Origin of the sequence: Nocardia sp. NPDC019395, assembly GCF_040632335.1 — a bacterium.
Lineage (GTDB): Bacteria > Actinomycetota > Actinomycetes > Mycobacteriales > Mycobacteriaceae > Nocardia.
Window position 1 is genome coordinate 52786 of record NZ_JBEYBT010000010.1, and the last position, 19401, is coordinate 72186.

Annotated in this window: 16 protein-coding genes; 8 read left to right on the forward strand and 8 right to left on the reverse strand. The window is 65.3% G+C overall.

The genetic code is table 11. From position 1 onward, the window contains the following. Positions 1-60: 60 nt before the first annotated feature. Positions 61-1809: a CocE/NonD family hydrolase gene (locus ABZ827_RS21405; RefSeq protein WP_357239150.1), complete on the reverse strand. Its 1749-nt coding sequence runs from the start codon at positions 1807-1809 to the stop codon at positions 61-63. Between the two features lie 239 nt (positions 1810-2048). Next, the gene (locus ABZ827_RS21410; RefSeq protein WP_357239152.1) at positions 2049-2984 is read right to left on the reverse strand and encodes a DMT family transporter; all 936 of its coding nucleotides are present in this window, start codon (positions 2982-2984) and stop codon (positions 2049-2051) included. A 79-nt stretch (positions 2985-3063) separates the two neighbouring features. Here ABZ827_RS21410 and ABZ827_RS21415 point away from each other — a divergent pair, with 79 nt between their 5' ends. Then, positions 3064-3894, forward strand: coding sequence for a LysR family transcriptional regulator (locus ABZ827_RS21415; RefSeq protein ID WP_357239155.1), 831 nt, complete (start codon positions 3064-3066; stop codon positions 3892-3894). A gap of 118 nt (positions 3895-4012) precedes the next feature. Here ABZ827_RS21415 and ABZ827_RS21420 read toward each other — a convergent pair whose 3' ends face one another. The 3 genes from ABZ827_RS21420 to ABZ827_RS21430 form a co-directional block, all read right to left on the reverse strand. Next, a complete protein-coding gene (locus tag ABZ827_RS21420; protein ID WP_357239158.1) occupies positions 4013-5203 on the reverse strand; it encodes a hypothetical protein in 1191 nt (396 codons plus the stop codon). A 313-nt stretch (positions 5204-5516) separates the two neighbouring features. Then, the gene (locus ABZ827_RS21425; protein WP_357239161.1) at positions 5517-5942 is read right to left on the reverse strand and encodes a nuclear transport factor 2 family protein; all 426 of its coding nucleotides are present in this window, start codon (positions 5940-5942) and stop codon (positions 5517-5519) included. 82 nt (positions 5943-6024) lie between these two features. Beyond that, the gene (locus ABZ827_RS21430) at positions 6025-6795 is read right to left on the reverse strand and encodes an SDR family oxidoreductase (RefSeq protein WP_357239164.1); all 771 of its coding nucleotides are present in this window, start codon (positions 6793-6795) and stop codon (positions 6025-6027) included. A gap of 200 nt (positions 6796-6995) precedes the next feature. Between ABZ827_RS21430 and ABZ827_RS21435 the strand changes: the two genes are divergently transcribed. Beyond that, positions 6996-7193 (forward strand): zinc-binding dehydrogenase, encoded by a 198-nt coding sequence (locus ABZ827_RS21435; RefSeq protein WP_357239167.1) that lies wholly within the window; start codon positions 6996-6998, stop codon positions 7191-7193. Positions 7194-7604: 411 nt separating this feature from the next. Here ABZ827_RS21435 and ABZ827_RS21440 read toward each other — a convergent pair whose 3' ends face one another. Further along, the gene (locus ABZ827_RS21440; protein WP_357239170.1) at positions 7605-9071 is read right to left on the reverse strand and encodes an aldehyde dehydrogenase family protein; all 1467 of its coding nucleotides are present in this window, start codon (positions 9069-9071) and stop codon (positions 7605-7607) included. Positions 9072-9467: 396 nt separating this feature from the next. Here ABZ827_RS21440 and ABZ827_RS21445 point away from each other — a divergent pair, with 396 nt between their 5' ends. Together ABZ827_RS21445 and ABZ827_RS21450 are read left to right on the forward strand one after the other, a co-directional pair. Next, on the forward strand, positions 9468-10604 hold the full coding sequence (locus ABZ827_RS21445) for a 12-oxophytodienoate reductase (RefSeq protein WP_357239177.1): 1137 nt from the start codon (positions 9468-9470) through the stop codon (positions 10602-10604). A 141-nt stretch (positions 10605-10745) separates the two neighbouring features. Next, positions 10746-11492, forward strand: a complete 747-nt coding sequence (locus ABZ827_RS21450) for an SDR family NAD(P)-dependent oxidoreductase (protein ID WP_357239180.1) — start codon at positions 10746-10748, stop codon at positions 11490-11492. 128 nt (positions 11493-11620) lie between these two features. Here the strand turns inward: ABZ827_RS21450 and ABZ827_RS21455 are convergent, their stop codons facing one another. Continuing rightward, the gene (locus tag ABZ827_RS21455; protein WP_357239183.1) at positions 11621-12130 is read right to left on the reverse strand and encodes a zinc ribbon domain-containing protein; all 510 of its coding nucleotides are present in this window, start codon (positions 12128-12130) and stop codon (positions 11621-11623) included. A 3-nt stretch (positions 12131-12133) separates the two neighbouring features. Next, entirely contained in the window at positions 12134-13321 is a 1188-nt protein-coding gene (locus tag ABZ827_RS21460) for a thiolase family protein (protein WP_357239186.1), read from the reverse strand. Positions 13322-13515: 194 nt separating this feature from the next. Between ABZ827_RS21460 and ABZ827_RS21465 the strand changes: the two genes are divergently transcribed. The 4 genes from ABZ827_RS21465 to ABZ827_RS21480 are packed head-to-tail and all read left to right on the forward strand — an operon-like array spanning position 13516 to position 19376. Further along, the gene (locus ABZ827_RS21465; RefSeq protein WP_357239189.1) at positions 13516-14715 is read left to right on the forward strand and encodes a hypothetical protein; all 1200 of its coding nucleotides are present in this window, start codon (positions 13516-13518) and stop codon (positions 14713-14715) included. Between the two features lies 1 nt (position 14716). Then, entirely contained in the window at positions 14717-15223 is a 507-nt protein-coding gene (locus ABZ827_RS21470) for a zinc ribbon domain-containing protein (RefSeq protein ID WP_357239191.1), read from the forward strand. Further along, positions 15223-17310 (forward strand): hydantoinase/oxoprolinase family protein, encoded by a 2088-nt coding sequence (locus ABZ827_RS21475; RefSeq protein WP_357239194.1) that lies wholly within the window; start codon positions 15223-15225, stop codon positions 17308-17310. The genes ABZ827_RS21470 and ABZ827_RS21475 overlap by 1 nt, the downstream gene beginning before the upstream one ends. Then, on the forward strand, positions 17307-19376 hold the full coding sequence (locus tag ABZ827_RS21480) for a hydantoinase B/oxoprolinase family protein (protein WP_357239197.1): 2070 nt from the start codon (positions 17307-17309) through the stop codon (positions 19374-19376). The genes ABZ827_RS21475 and ABZ827_RS21480 overlap by 4 nt, the downstream gene beginning before the upstream one ends. Positions 19377-19401 lie beyond the last annotated feature (25 nt).

Sequence of the window (19401 nt, forward strand, 5' to 3'; positions counted from 1 at the left end):
GCAGGAAGGGCCGCGCCACCGGTGGCGGCGCGGCCCTTCCTCATGGCAGCCGGGGCCGGTTTACCGGCGGATGACCGGGAGGATCAGCCGGCTGGGGTGGTCGGGACCGTGCAATACCCGATTGACTGCGACGACGGCTTGGTCGAGGGTTTCCGTGTTGATCTGCCCGCCAGTATTGGTATTCCGGTCGAACCGGGGGAAATTGCTGCTGGAGACCTCCAGGCGGAGGCGGTGACCGGGCAGGAACACATTCGAGGTCACCGAAAGGTCCAGCGTGACCTCGTACACCTGTTCCGGTTCGAGAAGCTCGGGTGCGGCAAGAGAATTCCGATAGCGTGCGCGCAGAATACCGTCGGTCAGATAGATGGCGCGGCCGTCCGGGAAGACGTCGACCAGTTTGCCGGTGAAGTCGGTATCCCGGGCAGACGAGGCGATATGGAGCACCAGCGATATATGGCCGGTGACCTCGAGCGGTTCGTCGAGTACGGGTGTGCTGTAGCAGAGGACGTCGTCGCGGCTTTCGACTTCCCGTTGGTCGACCGGTCCTACCGCGTTGAGCGCGGAGGGCAGCCACAGCCGGCCGCCGAGTGTGGGGACCGGCCGGGCCGGGTCGTAGGTGTAGGTGTCGGTGGCCTCCGCCGACGGGAGGTCGGTGCGCAGTATTCCGTCGCCTTCGGCGGTGGCGGCCCGGCCGGCGCCGTCGAGGTAGTAGTCGACATAGGTGGTGTCGGGCAGGGGCCAGTCCTGTTCGTCGCGCCACTGATCGATACCCATGACGAAGATCCGCACCGGGGCGTGGCCGTCGAGAGCGTCGGCCCGCTCGCGTAGCCACCGGTCGAAGAAACGTAGATAGGTATCGGTGACGTCGGTGCCGACAATATCGGCGGCACCGCCGAACTGCCGATCGTGGTTGATGCCCGAGTAGTCCTGATGATTCCACGGACCCATGATCAGCCGCTGACCCTCGCGCGCCTCAGGGCTGCCGGCCTCGGCCTTCATCCGGGTATACGTGCGTGCGGTGGTTTCGGCGAAAAGATCGAACCAGCCGCCGATGTGCAGCGCCGGAACGGTGATCTCACCGAACCGCTCGGACGAAGAGAGCCGACGCCAGTAGTCGTCGCGATCGGGATGGTTCAGCCACTCCGGCCACCACGGCAGCAGTTCGGCCAGCAGCGTCTGCCCGCTGGGCATCGAGTCCGCCAATGCCGCGTTCGGCGTGTTCAGTAGTTCGGTAACTGCGTCGGAAAGGTTCATCGAGGCCTGCGGGTCACCGCCACCGGCCGCCAAGGCCCGCTGATTGGCGGTGAGCGCCATGAAGGTGGCCCAGAATACGACGTTGTGCCAGGTGAGCGCGCCACCTTCGGAGTGCCAGGCATTGTAGAAATCCGGATTGCTCACCGACGGTGCGATGGCCTTCAAACCCTCGGGATTCTGTACCGCCGATGCCCACTGGGTGAAGCCCAGGTACGACGCACCGTAGGTCCCTACGGTGCCGTCGCTCCAGGGTTGCTCGCGGATCCACGCCAGCGTATCGACGCCGTCCTCGAACTCGGCTGTCAAGGGAGTGAACTCGCCACTCGACGCGAACGAACCGCGGCAGTCCTGCCGCACGACCGCATACCCGGCATCGAGGAGGGCCATCGTATTCGGATTCACGGCCAGCGCCATCACGGTCGTGGTGTCCTTGCCATAGGGCAGGCGTACCAGCAGCGTAGGCACCGGTTCGCCTTCGGGTATCCACACATCCGTGGCAAGGGTGACGCCATCTCGCATCGGGACCATGACATTTCGCTCGACCCGAAAACTCATCTGGGGCCTTTCTCCTCGGTCTCGGGCTACTTCCCGAATGACGCACTCATACTATTTAGTAGATGGACAACTAACAAGGAATGTGGAAGACGGATCCGCGCTTCTTCGCGTCGAACAGGACCCGTCCGGCTCCGGCGGGGTAGTCGTCGGTAACTCCACACACGGGTTTTGCCCAGGTTGTCGTGCGCCGCAGCGTCCGCAGCGGCAGCCGCTGCGCTATGCGTGGAATCGACCGTCGATCAACGATGGGCCGTGGGCGTGGTCCGGACCGTGACCCGTTGCTGTTCTTGGTACTTCGGCGAAGGCGCGCCGGCCCGTGCCTGCATCATGCACGCCGCGGCTCCGAGGGTCAGACCTGCGACGGCCAGGGGCGACAGTGTTTCGCCGAGCGCGGCCCACGCCATGACGCTGGCCGCGGCGGGAATGACCGCGAACAACACCGAAGCCGCCCGGGCTCCCGATTTCTTGATGCACGCCGAGTACAGGGTGGTAGCGCCTACCGAGGTCGCAATGATCATGACTGCCAGCAGCAGCAGGGCGCGCGGCCAGTTCGTCGACTGGGGGCCGGTGAGTATCGCGGCCAACCCCGCGACCGGCGTTGCTGCTGTGACTCCGAGGGCCGTGACCAGCCACGGGTCTATATCAGCGCAGAAGCGGCCCTGGTACACGCCGCCGGCCGATAGTCCCAGCATGGCGATCACCACCGCGACAATGCCGATCCCCATCTGGTGGTCGGCGGCGATTCTGGGTGCGCACGCCAAGAGGACTGCCGCGGCGGCCAGGATCAGAGCGACAACTCCGGAGCGGGACTCACGGTGGCCGGTGACCACGATCATCACTGCGGCCGTGATCACCGGGTTGAGTGCGATGACCAGTGACGCCAGTCCGGCCGAGACGCCGTGGGCCAATCCCCAGTACAGGCCGAGGAACTGTACTGCCTGAGTCAGCAGCCCGGCAATCATCGCGTGCACTATCTGTCGCCGGGGCGGCAGTGCCGTCCGGCGAGCGGCCACGATTGCCCACAGAACCAGCGCCGAGCCCGCGAAACGGAGAAAGATCACGAGGAACGGGGACATGACCGCGACCGTCGCCGTGCCGAGGGGGTAGCCGGCGGCGTACAGCAGCACCGTCGGAATTGCTAGTCGAGGGGAGAGGCGTGTGATGGTCGCGGGCATGGCTCCACCGTCGGTCCCGGCCCACTGAACCATCAAGACTGTTCACAAATCATGAACAGTCTTGCGGCATACTGGTGGCATGGTCACGCTCGACATCCCGCAGCTCCGCAGCCTGGTGGCGGTCGCCGCGTTCTCCAGCGTGCGCCGGGCCGCCGAGGCTCTGCACCTCGCACCTTCGGCAATCAGCAACCACCTGCGCAAGCTGGAGAAAACACTCGGCACCCGGCTGGTCACTGCCCAAGGCCGCGGTATCGGGCTCACCAGCGACGGTGAAGAACTGGTCGCGCGTGCCCGGCTCCTGCTGGCCCACCACGACGACGCCGTCCAAGCCCTCGCCCCGCCCGGTCACGACGAATTCCTTGTCGCCGCCACCGAACACGCCGCACAGTTCCTCGTTCCGGCCGTCGTCTCCACGCTGAACGGCATGCACCCCGGCAAAGAGATCAGACTGCGGCTGACGCGCAGCGCCCACGTACGAGACCTGGTTCACGACGAGCGCGCCGACGTCGCATTGATGCTCACCCGCCCGGCGCGCGGCAGCGTAGCCATCGCAGAACTTCCGTTGCAATGGTTCGGCACCGACGACGCTCCACGCGACCGAATGATCTTCTTCGCCCCGCCGTGCGCCGTGCGCCACCAGGCGCTCGCGTCGCTGGCCAAAGCGCCACACCGCATCGTCAAGGAATGTTCGGACCTGACCGGTGTCCTCACCGCCGCGCGACAAGGCCTCGGAATCACACCCCTACCGAGGCTGGGGCCACCGCCCGATGGGGTCCGCCGGATCGAAACCCTGACCCCCATCCCCGACGTCACCCTGTACGCGGCCACCAGTGACCGCATCGACCTCACCACCAGAACACATATCATCGACACGCTACGAACGCGTCTGACCGATGCGGTGTCCCGCTGATTCGGCCCGCTCGGTTTTCTTCGGTGCAGGGTCCTGGCCAGATTGCCGTTCCGCGCTTCTCGGTTTGGCACCGATCGGCGAATGATCGCAACGGCCACCCAGGAAACGACTCCGCAAGCTATGGATGCCAGGCGGCCGGCCGCCGGTGCAGGCTTGCCTTGCGCTGCGCCAGCTGAGCTTGACGGCCTCCGTGGTTGATCTTCGGGATATCCGCGAGTGCCTTGTCCAGATTGTCGGCGGAGACAACCTGCGCGGTCACCGGGCCCGGCACGACATCCGTCGGTAGATCCTGCCACCTCAGGAAGATCAATCCGCGGCTGTGTCCCGTGGGATCGAGCCAGTTGCACACGGTGGGATCGCGTTGGCTCACCACGAATGTGACACTGCCATCGGGGTTTGTCATTGTCTGAGATCGGTTGAGACTCGACTGGTGGTCCCAGTAGTTCATCGAGGTGAACCAGCTATTCCCGAGTTGTATACCGAAGTAGGGTGCATCGGCCGGGTCGACGGTGAGGAGGAGTGCCTCGTCGGTTGCCAGATCGAATCTGCCGAAAGCGCCGACCTGCCCGCTAAGCCCGCCTTGGGTCGCGGTGGGCGGCACGACGCTGTTGACCGGAAGTGCCTTCAGAAGCTGGTTGGTGTAGTCGGCCCAGAACTTGCCTTGAAGTGACAGCCTCCGAGCGACCTCGGCGGCCGGGTCAGCGGGAACAGCCACGCCCGGTCCGCCTATCCGGGTGAGCTGAAGCTCCGCGGGAGTCTCGGTCGACCAGTCGGACAGTGTGTCACGCACGATGAGCCGTTTGCTGCCTTTGCCGAGCGTGATGTGATTTTCCCCGGGGCGTCCCGGCTCGCCGCTCAGTGTCAGTGTGAAGGTCCCGTCCGCTGCTGTTCTGAGGTCGTCGCCGGCAAGGAATCCGGTTGGTTTGCCGAGAGCGCCGTCACCCGGATAGGCGTCGAGAACCTGGAAATAGATGTTCTGAGACGAGTGCCGGGTACCGCTGATCACGTAGGAACCGTGCTCGTCGATCGTGGCAGAGCGGTAGATCACATCAGGATTGTCGAGCCCCCATCGACGATCCGGCTGATCATCCCACGCGATGGATGTTCGACCGAGGTTGGCGACATCGCCGGCCACAGCGAGCGCCAGTCCATCGACGTAGGACGGCATCTCTGCTGCGGTGGCATCGTCCGTGGCAAGGCCCGACTGTGCCAGCGTATCGCGGAGGTTCGCCTTGGCCGCGACAACGGCCGGTTCCTGTGCCAGCTCGACCGCTCGTGCCTCGAGCGCATTGTCTTTCAAAAATCGCATCGGTGGTGCGAGAGGTGAACTGGGGCAGTGCACGGGCGTTGCCGAACTGCCCGGTCCGGGTGTCGGTGGCGCACTTCCGGAACCAGTGGAATCGGGTTGCTGTGCAGCCGCCGATGGGGAGAGCAGTAGCGCGCCCACCAAGGCCTGAATCGCGATTGCGATCGTGATCGATCGTGTACGCACGTGGGAACCTTCTTCGCATCTGGACGAACCCGTATGGGTTACGGCACCGTATCGAGCACTCGCAGCCATTCGAACCGACGCTTCCCGCCATGCGGGAGACCTGCTGCTGCGATGCTCGGTATCTGGTGAATCAGCCGTTCGTGATCGATCGTTCGGCCAGAAACCAGCGTCCATCGACCCTCACGAAGATGTCGTGGTATCTGCCGATGCCCGACAGGCGCGGCGCCGTCGTGGTTTCCGCGAAAAACTGCCAGACCGACTCGCCCCGCGCGGCATCGTCGGAGTCGAAAGTGATGGATATACAGGTGGTGACGTGTCTGGTCCCGGTTCCGGGGCCGGCGATTCCGGCCGCGCGCCGCTCCCGTGCGGCGGCGGCGATCGCCGCTCGCCCGGTAACAGTCCGAGGCGCGAGGCCGGTACGAGCGCCGCCGCGCATCTCCCACGTAGCGTCTTCGGTGTAGAGCTGCGCGTAGTCGTCGACAGATCCTTCATCGGCGAGGTGGGCAAGGCGTGCGATCAATGATCGGATTGCTTCGGAGGGGCTTTCGGTTGTCATATCGCGGTCCCTGGAACGTGCTGTTGTCGATGAATCTGCGGGGTCGTGGAGCGGTGTGGAATATGAAGGGGGAGAGGGTAACTCACACGCCGTATCCGCCGTCGACGTCGAGTTTCTGCCCGCTGATGAAGTCGGCTCGGTCGGAGGCGAGGAAGCACACCGCCTCGGCGATGTCTTCGGCGTCTCCGAAGGTTCGGAGGGGGATGTTGGTCTGGGCCACCGTGAGTGCGTGTTCGTCGAGATCGCCGGAACCGATGAGTCTGTCTGCCATGCCGTCGGTGGTCATCCCGGGGCCGACGCTGTTGGCGCGCACACCATATTTTCCTTCTTCGGCCGCGATGCCCCGGACGAGCGCTTCGACGCCTGCTTTGGGTCCGATCGACATTCCGTCACGAACGGGAAACCGTGAGGTTCCCGCGCTGGTGATGGCAACGATGCTGCCTTTACTCGTTCGCAGGTGCGGCAGGGCGGCGTGGGTGGCGTTGAAGAATCCCGCGACATCGCTGACCAGCTGACGCTGGAATTCGGCCGGCGGAACTCTACTGAGATGCACCATCGGCACATGGGGGCCCGCGGCGTAGACGAGGGTGTGAATGCCGCCGAACTCGGCCGCCACCTCTGCCACGACCTGGGATGTCCGGTCGGCATCGGAGAGGTCGAGCTGCCAGGCATTCGCCGCGCGGTTGTGGGTGCGTGCGGTGGCCAGGAGTTCGCCGACCGCTTGCTCCGACCGGAAGTAGGTCAGCGCGGCATTGCTTCCGCGTTCGATGAGCATCCGGGCCGTTGCCCGTCCCAGCCCGCCGCTCGCACCCAGTACCAGGGCGGCTCCGGGCCGATGGCTGAAATCGTCCATTAGGTCCTCCGCTGGGTGTGTTTCGGGTGATCGGTGGTTCTTGCCGGTGGGCGATGTCCTCGGCTCAATTCGTAGCTCAGGCCGATAAACCAAGCAAGTGATTGGTTGCCGTCTGGGAGGGGGCAGCTCTGGAAACGGTCACTACGGTGCGGGTTTGTGATCCGAATGCCATCGGCGGAACCTCCCGCTCGGTGAGACGAATGCCGTCACGGCCTCGATTGTGGAGCGTCGCCATCGCCCGAGCGCTGCGCACCGTCGATCTGGAAGCCAACGCCGACGCCCTGCGCCCCGTGATCGACCGCACCTATCCCTGGAACCAGGTACTGGAGGCACAGGAAGGGCTGGCCGACAATGCTCACGCCGGCAAGATCGTGCTCGAAGTGACCCAACAGATCTGAGCGAGGGATCGACCGGCCGGTGCGGTGAGTCGCCGCCGATGGGTGTACCTCTCGCCGGCGCGCGTCAAGGTGCAGTTCAATCGACGACATGACAGTCAGAGGCGGAGGGGTAGTCCCTTGGACACCTCTGTGGCTGTGCGGCAGTGGGGTTGAATCTCAGCCCAAAGCCCATGTCGTCTGGGCGGAAGTGAACATCGACGCGCGTCCCTGGGCCGATTCGATCAGGTCGGAACGTGGGAAGACACCGAACCCCACGGATGAACCGTGGGGTTCGGTAAGTGTCCGGAAGGGGGTTGTTTCACCGAGACGCGCCCGCCTACGGTCGGGCGTCCCGACCTCACGTACGGGCCCGAACGGTTCCTACTCGAGCAGATGAGGAACCTGCACTCGGGGCATCGTCCCGGAACAGTCTCACGACGATTCGGGCAGATTCACTTGCTTGGTCTCGAGAAACTCTTCAACGCCCTCGATTCCGCCCTCGCGTCCCATCCCGGACATCTTGAGGCCACCGAACGGTGCCGTGATGTTGGGTCCGGCGGAATTGATCGCGACAACACCACTCTCCAGGCGCGGTGCGATGGCCAGCGCCCTGTCGACATCGGAGGTGAAGATCCCGTTGCTCAACCCGAACTCGGTGTCATTGACGGCCTCGATTCCGGCTTCGAGGTCTTCGTAGGTCTCGACGGTGATGACCGGGCCGAACACCTCTTCACGATTGATCTGCATGGTTGGTGAGGTGCCGGTGATGAGCGTGGGCGAATACCAGTGGCCGCGCTCGAATTGAGAACCGGTGGGCTTCTTCCCGCCGGTCAGTACGGTGGCGCCTTCCTGCCTGGCGGTTTCCACGAACGATTCGACACGATCCAGCTGGGCGCGCGAGACGAGTGGCCCTATAGCGGTGTTCTTGTCGGCGGGGTCGCCCACCACGAGGGTGGCGAAGGCCCGGGTGAGTGCGTCGATCCACTCCTTGCCCTTCGACGCCGGTACCAGCAGGCGGCTCTGGGTCGTGCAGACCTGGCCTGTTTGGACCGTGCACCCGGCGGCCAGCAGCGGTGCGAATTCTTCGGGCTCGGCATCGTCGAGTACCAGCGCCGCCGATTTCCCGCCGAGCTCGAGCGTGACCCGTGTCATGCGTTCAGCGGCAGTGGCCATGACCTGCCGGCCGGCCGCGGTGCTACCGGTGAACGAGATATGCCCGATGCCGGGCCGCGAGGTCAGGTAACGACCCAGGTCGCGGTCGCCTGGCAGAAAAGAGATCAGTCCGACCGGCAGGTCCGCTTCCGCGAACACTTCGGCCAGAACGAATGAAACGAGCGGAGTCTCGGGGGAGATCTTGATGACGACAGGACAGCCCGCCAGCAGCGCCGGCGCGATCTTGGCGGCGGCAAGCACCAGGGGAGCGTTCCATGGCACGATCGCGGCCACCGGACCCACAGGTTCGCGGCTCACGTACACCGAGCCGGTAGTCGTATCGCGCCGGGTGGGGCCGAGGTCGAGCTGTTGTGCCAGGGGTTCGCTATCCCGGAAGACGGCGGCGGCGGTGGCCGCGGTGAAATGGGCGAAGGCGGCAAGTCCGCCCTGGTCGAGGGTGTAGAGGGCTTCGAAGTCGGCTGCGCGCCGTTCGATTCCGTCGGCTATGGCTGCGAGCGCTTTCGCTCGTTCGACGATGCCTCTGTTGCGCCAGTGGCCTTGCCGGTGCAGTTCGACGGCAGCAGCAACGGCGCGATCGACGTCGGCGGTGGTGGCGGCAGGGACGCGCCCGATGACTTCCTCCGTGACGGGGCTCTCGACGTCGATCCACGCACGCGCGGGGTCTTCGGTCCAAGTCCCTGCGATGTAGAGAGCATCGCGTCGGGTGAGGGAGTTCGGGTGGATCATGGCGTCTCCTGCGGATTGACACTCGCGCCGGCAACGACCGGCACACGTACGGCGGCGCGGGGCTCGCCGTGCTGCTTCCGGATCATGGCCTCTCATCGCTCGTCGCGGGTTCGTGATTCGCCGTCGAGCGCCGATTGTCCGGCGTGGGCGGCTGGAACTCACGGCCGCCGGTGTGGTGGCCGTCACCGAGTTGATTGTTAACCAACTAATAACGTCGTGTCAACAGTCACGCTTCGACGTTACCGGCGAGGTCGAAAAGCCATATATTTGTTCGTTGACAAACTATTATTCGCATGATGTTCTGACACCGGAACTCTTGCACCGCCGCGGTCTACCGGAACAGGCGCGGTGCCGCGGGAGGCTCGCATCCGGACGATCGGTTGAAAGAGGAAAAACATGACAATGGCAGAGCGGAGCGCTCACGAAGTGCAGGCGCCAGTGTTGGAGCCGTTGTACACCCCATTCGCCGGGTCCTCGCTGACGTTGCGCAATCGGTTCGTCATGGCGCCGATGACGCGGGAGAGTTCGCCCGGCGGTATCCCGAACGACGAGAACGTGGAGTACTACCGTCAACGGGCGGCCGGGGGCGTCGGGATGATCTTCACCGAAGGCACCCTGGTGCGCGGCCCCGCGGCCGGCAACAGCACGGCCATGCCCCATATGTACGGTCCGGCGAGCGCGGCGGGCTGGCGCGAGGTGGTGCAGGCTGTACACGGCGAAGGAGCGGCCATCGTCAGTCAGCTCATGCACATGGGAGCAATGCGCGGCGCCGATTCACCGTTCGAGCCCGAACTCGCCACTGTCAGCCCTTCGGGCATCGGCATCTTCGGTGAGCGGGTCGGTCGTGCGGCGACCGCCCCCGACCTCGATGCGATCGTCAGCTCCTATGTCGAATCGGCGACCTTGGCCGCTGAGCTCGGCTTCGACGGCATCGAGATCCACGGCGGGCACGGTATGGTCCTCGACAATTTCGCCTGGTCACGCACGAACCAGCGCACCGACGGCTACGGGGGAAGCCTGGCGAACCGGATGAAGTTTCCGGCCGAGGTCGTGGCGGCGGTGCGCGAGGCGGTCGGCCCACGGTTCCCCATCACCTATCGGTTCTCGCAATGGAAGGTCGGTGCGTACGACGCGATGGTCGCCGATACGCCCGCTGCACTCGAACAGGTGCTCGGTCCATTGGCCGCAGCCGGAGTGGATATCTTCCATCCGTCGACTCGCCGGCACTGGTTGCCCGCCTTCCCGGAAGAAGCCGCAGCGGATGGTCGTCTCGGACTGTCGGGCTGGGTCAAGAAGATCACCGGGCTACCGGCCATCATGGTCGGCTCGGTGGGCGTCGACCATATGTTCATCGGCGACGACGGCACCGACGAGTACGACCCCGACCGCCTGCAGTACCTGATCGAGCAGTTCGAACGCGGTGAGTTCGATCTACTCGCCCTCGGCCGGTCGCTGCTGGCGGATCCCGAGTGGGTGAACAAGATGGAGTCCGGGGACACAGCGAGCATCGTTGCCTTCCGGAAGTCCGCGTGACTCGAATCGCCGGCGATCTCTGCGGCGACCTACGCATTCGGAGTAGCTGCAGTGGTCTGCCCGTGCCGACTCGGGGGCCGGGATCGATGTAGGGCGTCGGCGCCATGTCAGACGGATTGTTCTCGAAGGAGTTACGGAGAAGTGGACAAACGAGTAGTTGTTGTCGGTGGTGCGCAAGGCATCGGCGCCGCCTGTGTCCGTTCATTGGCGGCCGAGGGGGCGAAGGTCGCGTCGTTGGATGTCTCGGCGGATAAGGGCCGGTCGGCCGCCCAGCAGGCCGGGGCAATGTTCTTCGAATGCGATGTGACGAATCGCGATCAGGTCTTCGCGACCATGGCGGAGGCCGCGTCCGAGCTCGGTGGAATCGACTCGCTGGTACATGTCGCGGGCATTCTCGCCAAAGGACCCGCCGAGGAAATCACCGACGAGACCTGGCATCGCATCATGGATGTGAACGCCAGGGGGCCGATGCTCACCAACCAGGCCGCGCTTCCCTTTCTGAAGAAGAACGATCGAAGCGGCATCGTCAACTTCGCCTCGTCGGCGGCGCTGGCGGGCTACCCGGACGGCGCTCTATACGCTGCCTCGAAGGGCGCAGTCGTCGCCTGGACGAAGACAATCGCTCTCGAATGGGCTCGATTCGGCATCCGGGCGAATGTGCTGCACCCCTCCGCACATACGCCCATGTTCGACGATCACCGCAACAAGCTCTCCGAGGAGCAGCGGGAGGAATACGACCGTGCGATGCTCGCGAAGGTTCCGCTGGGTGGCAGGTTCGGCGACACCGATCGCGATATCGCTCCGGTGATCAGCTTCTTGGTCAGCGACGGGGCCCGGTTCATGACAGGCCAGAACATCGCGGTCAACGGCGGTTACCACCTGGTATGAGTGCGCGGCACGGCCCGTCGGCACGGATTCTGATCCAGTGAGCGCGGTGCCCCGCATCCCCTCGTCGGATGCGGGGCACCGCGCTCACGCTCGGTTGCGTCGGATGTATTACGTTGTGTCGGTACGGCTTACGTCCCGGCGACCTCCACGGCCGCGCCGAGGACGCATTCGTGGCCGAACCCGTACACCGGGATGTCCGAGGTGGTTTCCAAGAGAACTCCGCGGACCCGGGCCCGAGGTTTCCGCACGCCGCCGCAATCGCAGATGATCCGGCCCGGCATGCGGACTCCGCAGTCCATATCGACGTTGCCCGTGAAATACGGGGCCACCTCGTTCCACGGATGTTCCAGGCCGATCCGTGGCATGCCGACGGTGGCGCTCGGATTCTCGACAACGACGTCGATGACACCGCGCGTGTCGACGACCTCCCAGTCGAACAGCGCGCTGAGGCAGTTGTGGCACCTGGGGGAGAGAGGGAATCGCAGGGTGCGGCAGTCGCCGCACCGCTGCAACGAGAGCGCGCCGCGGGCGATCGACTCCCAGAAGTAGGCATTCGCCGGATGGATATGGGGAGCCAGACCCACTCCTCGGCCCGAAAGGGGAATCAGGGTGTAATCGTCGGCCGGTGTCGTAGTCACTGTTCAGTCCTCCACATTGGTCAGGATCAGTGAGTCCCCCCAGGCGTTGCCCCACTGCAGTACGGTGGCGTCGGGGATCTGGCGGGCGCCGGCACTGCCGCGCAGCTGCCGTGTCATCTCGATGAGGTGCCCGTAACCGAAGAGGTGACCTTCGGCCAGCAAGCCGCCGTTGGTGTTGACCGGTAGCGGGGACCCGAGGCCGATGCCGACTTCGCGGACATAGGCCGCGGCCTCGCCCTCGGCGCAGAACCCCCACCGTTCCAGGGACATCCACACCATGTGCGCGAACGGATCGTAGAGGTAGAAGGCATCGATATCGGAACGGTCTACACCTGCCGCGTCATATACCGGGAAGGTATCCGGCGCCTGATAGCTCCAACTCGGGCTGATCCCCGAACCGAGGCCCGGCCGGGAGAAGAAGACGTAGCTCTCGCGAGAGGCACGAATTCCCTCCACCCCGGCTATCCGGACGAATGGAACATCCAGCTCCGCGGCGCGCGCACAGGTGGTCACGATGATGCTGGTCGCGCCGTCGATCATCCGGCAGATATCGGGAGTTCGCAGCGGGCCCAGGATTTTGGGAGAGTCGAAGTATTCGCTCGTTCCGAGCGCCTCGTCGCGGAGTAATGCGAATGGGTTTCGTGACGCATGGTTGCGGTGGGCGATCGATACGGCGGCCAGTTCCTCCTCCGTTGCGCCGTACCTGTCCATGTACTGCTGCGTCACCAGGGCCGCGCCGGTGCCGGCGCCGGGGCTGCCGTGGATACTCCATCCGCTGTAGGGGCCACCGCCGTCGCGGAAGCTTTCATCCACCCGCCGGGTGAGGCCTTCGAAGTGTTTTCCGTATCCGCGTTCGGAGACGTGTGAATTGGTGACTGCGACGTAATCCGCGACCCCCGCGGACACTGCCAGTGCTGCCTGGGCGATCGCCGAGGCGGTCCACCGGCCGTGGGACCACAATTGGCTGACCCAGCGAATATCGAGCCCACCGGCGATGACGAATTCGTCGTAGTCGACCCCGTACGGCCCACCTCGGGCCGTGATCACTCCGTCGATCATGCTTTTGTCCAGTCCCGCGTCGGCGAGTGAGGCGGTGAATGCCTCGAACTGGAGATCGAGCGGAGTCCGGCCGAGTTCGAGCCCGACCGCGTGGCTGGTACCCACGCCGACGATGCACGCGTCCAATGACATCAGAGTCCTTTCGGAGCGAAATCTCGAGGTGCGCGCAGTGCCTGCCCGGGCAGTGGTAAGAATGCGAGCAACAAGATAGTTGTTCAACCAGCAAAATTTGTCAAGGGTTAAAACGGGGACTTGACAGAAAGATTAGTTGGCTGTTCAGTTATTTACATGTGCGCTGTATCACCTGCCCAAAGGAGTGTGGAGTCGTGACGTTGGATGCCTGTGTGGTTGGCATCGGGACCAGCGACATCATCGGGAAAGACCCCGGTCGCAGCGCCCTGCGGCTACAGTTCGAATCCTTCCGTGACGCTCTGCAAGATGCCGGTCTCCAGAAGTCCGATATCAACGGAATGGTCACCGCGTGGGGAGCGCCCCGCGGGGTCGACTACGACGAATTCGTCGTAGCGGCCGGCCTGGAGCTGACCTGGGTCAGCCAACTCTGGACGCACGGACGGTGGGCCGCCAGCGCACTGCAGCAGGCCGCGATGGCGATCTCGGTCGGCCTCGCCGATGTGATCGTCGTCATCAACAGCCAGGTCGGTGGCCAGGGGTACGCGCGGCATCTGCCGCCCATGGCCAACCCGCTCGGGGGAGTGGACGAAGCCCTGCGCGACGGCGGCGGCCCGTACGCCAACTGGACGCTGCACGGTAGCCCAGGCGCCGGTGTGGGTGCCGCACTGGCCGCGCAGCAGTACATGAACCGCTACGGCGCGACCGCGGCGGACCTGGGCGCGATTCCGGTGGCCCTGCGTGAGCACGCGAGCCGCAATCCCCGGGCGCTGCTGCGCGATGCGCCGCTGACGCTGGAGCAGTATCTGGCCGGACCGGAGCTGATGGGTCCGCTGCGGCAGCCCGATATCTGCGAGATGGTCGATGCTTCCACCTGCCTGATCGTGACGACCGAGGATCGAGCGCGCGACCTCGGCCGGCCCATGGTGCACATCGCGGGCATGCAAGGCATTCAATCGAGCCGCGACAACTACGTGTTCTTCTCCCGCCCCGGGCTCGGCGCCGGCATCAGCGATTCCTACGACTACGTCGCCCCTCGCGGTTTCCCCGTGTTCGAGATGGCCGGCCTCGGCCGCGACGATGTCGACGGCTTCTATACCTACGATCCGTTCTCCAGCCAGATCTGGATGGCCTTGGAGCGGTGGGGCTACTGCCGTGCCGGTGAGGCTGCCGATTACTGCCGGGAGCAGGGAATCGGCCTGAACTCACCCCTGCCGATGAATACATCCGGCGGCAGTCTGGCCGAAGGCCACCTCTACGGATACGGACACATGCTCGAAATGGTGCGTCAGCTCCGCGGGGAGGCCGGACCGCGGCAGATCGCCGATCCCCGGGTACTGCACTGGGGGACTCCGTGGGGCGATTCGCTCCTGCTCACGAACGAAAAGGTGGCGTGATATGTCGGCGGAAACCGAGAACGGGAACCGTTGCGGCGTCGTATTGACGCGAGTGGATGCGGCACCTGGTACGGCGCCGCATGTGCACCCGGATATCGACGGATTCTGGACGTCACTGCGCGAAGGACAACTCTCCTTACAACGTTGCGGCGACTGCGCCACCCTGCGATTCCCCATCGCCACGCACTGCTATCAATGCCTGAGCGGCGACTACGAGTGGGAGTCGATCGATCCGCACGGCACGGTCGAGGTCGCCATCGAAGCGCATCGCGCGGTGTCCGAGCTGCCGGCCAGCGGAGTCAGCCTGCCGGACCCGTGGCGTGCCATGACGCCCTATCTGACCGGGGCCGTGGATATGGCGGCCGGTGTCCGCCTGCCCGGCCGCATCATCTGCCGGTGCGGTGCGGCGCTCACCCCCGGAACCGAAGTCATCGCAGTCCTGCTCCCGGCCGAGAACGGCGCCACGCTGTTCGGCTTCGCGCACGACTGCCAGTGGAAGGAGAATTGATGAGTGCCAACAAGGTGCCGGTTCCGGCGTCGAGCAGGTTCTCGATCGGCATCGATGTGGGCGGAACATTCACCGACCTCGCGTGCGGTGACGGTGCATCCCTCTGGCGGGCCAAATCGCCTACCGACCCGCAGAATTTCGGTCGCGGCGTGCTCGGTGCGTGCCGGCTGGTCGCCGAGCAGATCGGCCTGAGCCTCGAGGAGCTGCTGAGCCGGGTCGAGCGGTTCGGGCTGGGCACCACGGCGGTGACGAACGCATTGGTGGAAAAGCAGGCGGTCAAGGCGGGTCTGCTGACGACCGCGGGTTTCGAGGACACACTCGATATGGCTCGCTCGCGGCGTGTCCCCGAGGACGGATGGCTAGTTCCGCCGTGGAGTCCCATCGCGCGTTCCGCGGTGGTCGGACTCCACGAGCGGACCGAGCGCGAAGGTACCGTCCTGGCCGCTGCCGACCTCGACGAGGTGCGCGCGCGAGTCGACGAGCTCATCGAGAACGAGCAGATACAGGCGCTGGCGGTGTCGTTGCTGTGGTCGTTCAAGAACCCGGAGAACGAACGGACCGTTGTCGAGTTCCTGCGTCGCGAATACCCCGAGCTGCCTGTCTTCAGTGGTGTCGAACTCCATCCCAGCATTCGCGAGTACGAGCGCACGCTGGTCGCTGCCCTGAATGCGGTGCTGTCGAACGCCCTGGACGGGATCGAGGCGCTGGCGGCCGAACTCGAATCCGCGGGGCTCACGGCACCACTGCTGTTGCTGCAGACCAGCGGCGGCACCCTCAGCCTGGCCGAAGCTCGGCGTTCCCCCATCGTCCTCGTTGCCTCCGGGCCTGCCGCCGGTGTGATGGCTGCCGCGGAAGTATGTGCGGCCGAAGGGCTGCAGAACGCGATCTGTGGGGATATGGGCGGCACGAGTTTCGATCTCGCTGCCATCTCGGGCGGGCAGCCGCAGCGCTCGGAGCGGGGCGAACTGCACGGAATGATCATCGCGCAGCCGCGGGTGGACGTCCTGTCGATCGGTTCGGGCGGTGGTTCCATCGCCTGGGTGGACGGCCGCGGATTGCTCCGGGTCGGACCTCGGTCGGCGCGCGCCTGGCCCGGCCCGGCGTGCTACGGCAACGGCGGCACCGAGGCGACGATCACCGATGCGCTCGTCGTCCTGGGCTATATCGACCCGGCGAGCTTCCTCGGCGGCACGATGGTGCTCGACCGCGGGGCCTCTCTCCGGGTCTGCGCCACGCTCGGCGAGAAGCTCGGACTGTCGGCGGAAGAGACCGCCTGGGGAATCCGCGAGATCGCACTGGCCGAAATGACCAAAGCGACACGCCTGCACGCCGGTTCCACCGGTTTGGACCCCCGTGACCTGTCCCTGATCTCCTACGGCGGCAGCGGCGGTCTGTTCACCGGCAGTATCGCCGCGATCACCAATATTCCGCGTGTCATCGTGCCCCCTGCCGCATCGGTACTCTCCGCCTTCGGCGCGGCATCCGCCGACGTGCGCCGGCAGCGGATCAAATCCGCCAACATCCTGTTCACCGAGGCGGACCCCGCGGCGATCGATCTCGACCTGAAGACATTGGGATCCGGTGTCTTCCAGGATATTGCCGATGACGGTGTACCGGAGGATCGGCGAGTCGTCACCTATGACGTAGGTGTTCGGTTCTACCGCCAGAACTCGGAGGTCTCCGTCATCGTCGACGGGGGCGCGTTCGACAGCGCCGCCATCCGCGAGGCGTTCTACGCCGAGTACGCGAGCCGATACGGCGCCGGGGCGATCGGCCGCAACGCACCCCTCGAACTCACCTTCATCCGTGCGGTGGGAACCGGACGACTCCCGCGCGCCACCTTCCCCGTCGACGAAGCCGAACGGGCGGGTGCCACACCACAGCCTGCCGGTCACCGCTCGGTCTTCATCGACCGCGATGCAGCGCAGGAACTGCCCTGCTATCGCACATACGAGCTGGTACCGGGGGACACGATCACCGGCCCTGCCCTGGCGGACGACGTCGACACCACCGTGTTCGTACCCCGCGGTGCGACTCTGACCATGAGCGAGCGCCGCTCGCTCCGATTGGACGTGAACGTTTCATGAGTTTGGACAACATCGCGCTCGAAGTGCTGCGGCATCAGCTCGACGCATTCTGCGGCGAGGGTTCCGCCGCCATCAAGCGGACCGCCGTCAGCCCGCTCGTGGTGGAGGGCGGCGATTATTCGTGCACCCTGCTCGACGCCGCGGGGCGGCTGGTGGCGGGCGGCGGCCATATCGCCTACCACTTCTACGCGGCGACCAACGCGATCCGCGGCGTACTTGCCGAGCACGGCGCGGAGATCTACGACAGCGACGTGTTCCTCGCGAACGACCCGCATCGCGGCGGCGGCCTGCACGCGCAGGATGTTTTCATCATGCGTCCCGTTTTCGCCGAGGAGAAGCTCGTCGGCTGGATGGCCAACTCCGCGCATATGGTCGATATGGGCGGTATGACGCCAGGCTCGTTCGCGCCGTCGGCGACCGACTGTTACCAGGAGGCCCTGCGGCTCCCGCCGGTCAAGATCACCTCGCGCGGTGTGGAACAGCGCGATATCTGGAACATCCTGCTCAACAACGTCCGGATGGCGGATATCGTCGAAATGGATATGCGGGCGCTGTGCGCCGGTGTCGATGTCGGGGCGGCAAAGCTGCAGGAGCTCGCCGAACGTATGGGCGCCGAGGTATTGCAGGAAGCGTTCGATGAACTGAACCGCCGCACGGAACAGGCCGTACGTCAGGAACTCGCGCTGCTCGCCGACGGGACCTACCGGTCCACCAGCTGGGCGGAATGGAACGAGGAGCGGTACCGCATCCCGTGCACCACTACGGTCGAGGGCGATTCGATCCGGTTCGACTTCACCGGCACCGCGGACCAGACCAACCACTTCTTCAACTCGAAGGAGTACATCGTCAAGGGCAAGATCGGCGTTGAGCTCCAGAAGCTCATCGGCCGGGACCTTCCGCTCAATGCCGGATACTACGAGGCATTCGAGGTGCATTGTCCCGAAGGGAGCCTGCTGAACTGCGTGCACCCAGCACCGGTCGGGGCGGCGCATATCATCGCCTCCCACGATGCCAGCGAGGCCGCGCTACGCACCTTCCACCAGGCGGTCGCGGCGTCGCAAGAAAGCCCGAGCCGGCCGTTCCTGTCGAGTTCGCAGACGATGTCGGCGAACTCGGTCGTCACCTTCAGCGGGCCAGGCGTCACCGGAAAGACCGATTCATGGATCATGGTGGACGGCACCGCGGTGGGATCGCCGGCCGGTAACGACCGCGACGGGACGGACTTCAACTTTTATCTGGTCGGCTCACAAATGGGTATCGAGACCAATGATGTCGAGGTCAGCGAATCCTGGTACCCGATCCGGTTCCAGCACCGGCGGCGTTCCTCCGGTGCCGCGGGCGCCGGGCAGTTCCGCGGCGGCGGTGGTGTCGACCTGGAATTCACCGTAGCGGGATCGCCGCTGCTCACCGGCTCCAGTATCACCGGGCACGGCTATATCCCGATGCCGGGGACCGCCGGGGGTGAGCCGGGCCGCCCGTCGACGGTCGCCCTGCGGTCGCCGGATGGCGATACCACCCGGATAGACAATCTGTCACAGGGTTTCGCAGTTCCCGAGGGATACAGCTACTCCGTGCAGGCCGCCGGTGGTGGTGGCTGGGGCGATCCGATAGACCGCGATCCCGCCGCCGTCATCCATGATGTCGAGACCGGGCGGATTACCGCGGCCGAGGCGCGCGCGGTGTACGGCGTCGACGCCGAGACAGGCTCGACCGCCGGGCGTTCGGATATCCTGCAAGAGCGTCTGACGCTGGCTGATCCTGCACCCAAACCACTGAAACATGCTGCGGCACAGATCGATCCCCTCGCACCGGTGCCGATTGCCCCGGGTGTCGAGCAGCGCGGAGAATTCGCGGTGAGTGTGCGGTCCCGCGCCGTTCTCGCCCAATCACCGGACCACTGGTCCGACGGCTGCCCAGTACACCGCGTACCAGTGGTCGACGGAGTCGAGAAGCGGCACTACCTGGACCCTGTAACGGGCCACATCCTGCATACCGAGGTCGCCGCGGTCGGTGAACCGCGCAGTTTCGAATCGAGCCCCCAGCGCTGGATCCGCGCGGCACGCTGAGGCGGAATCGTCATATGCCCGCGGC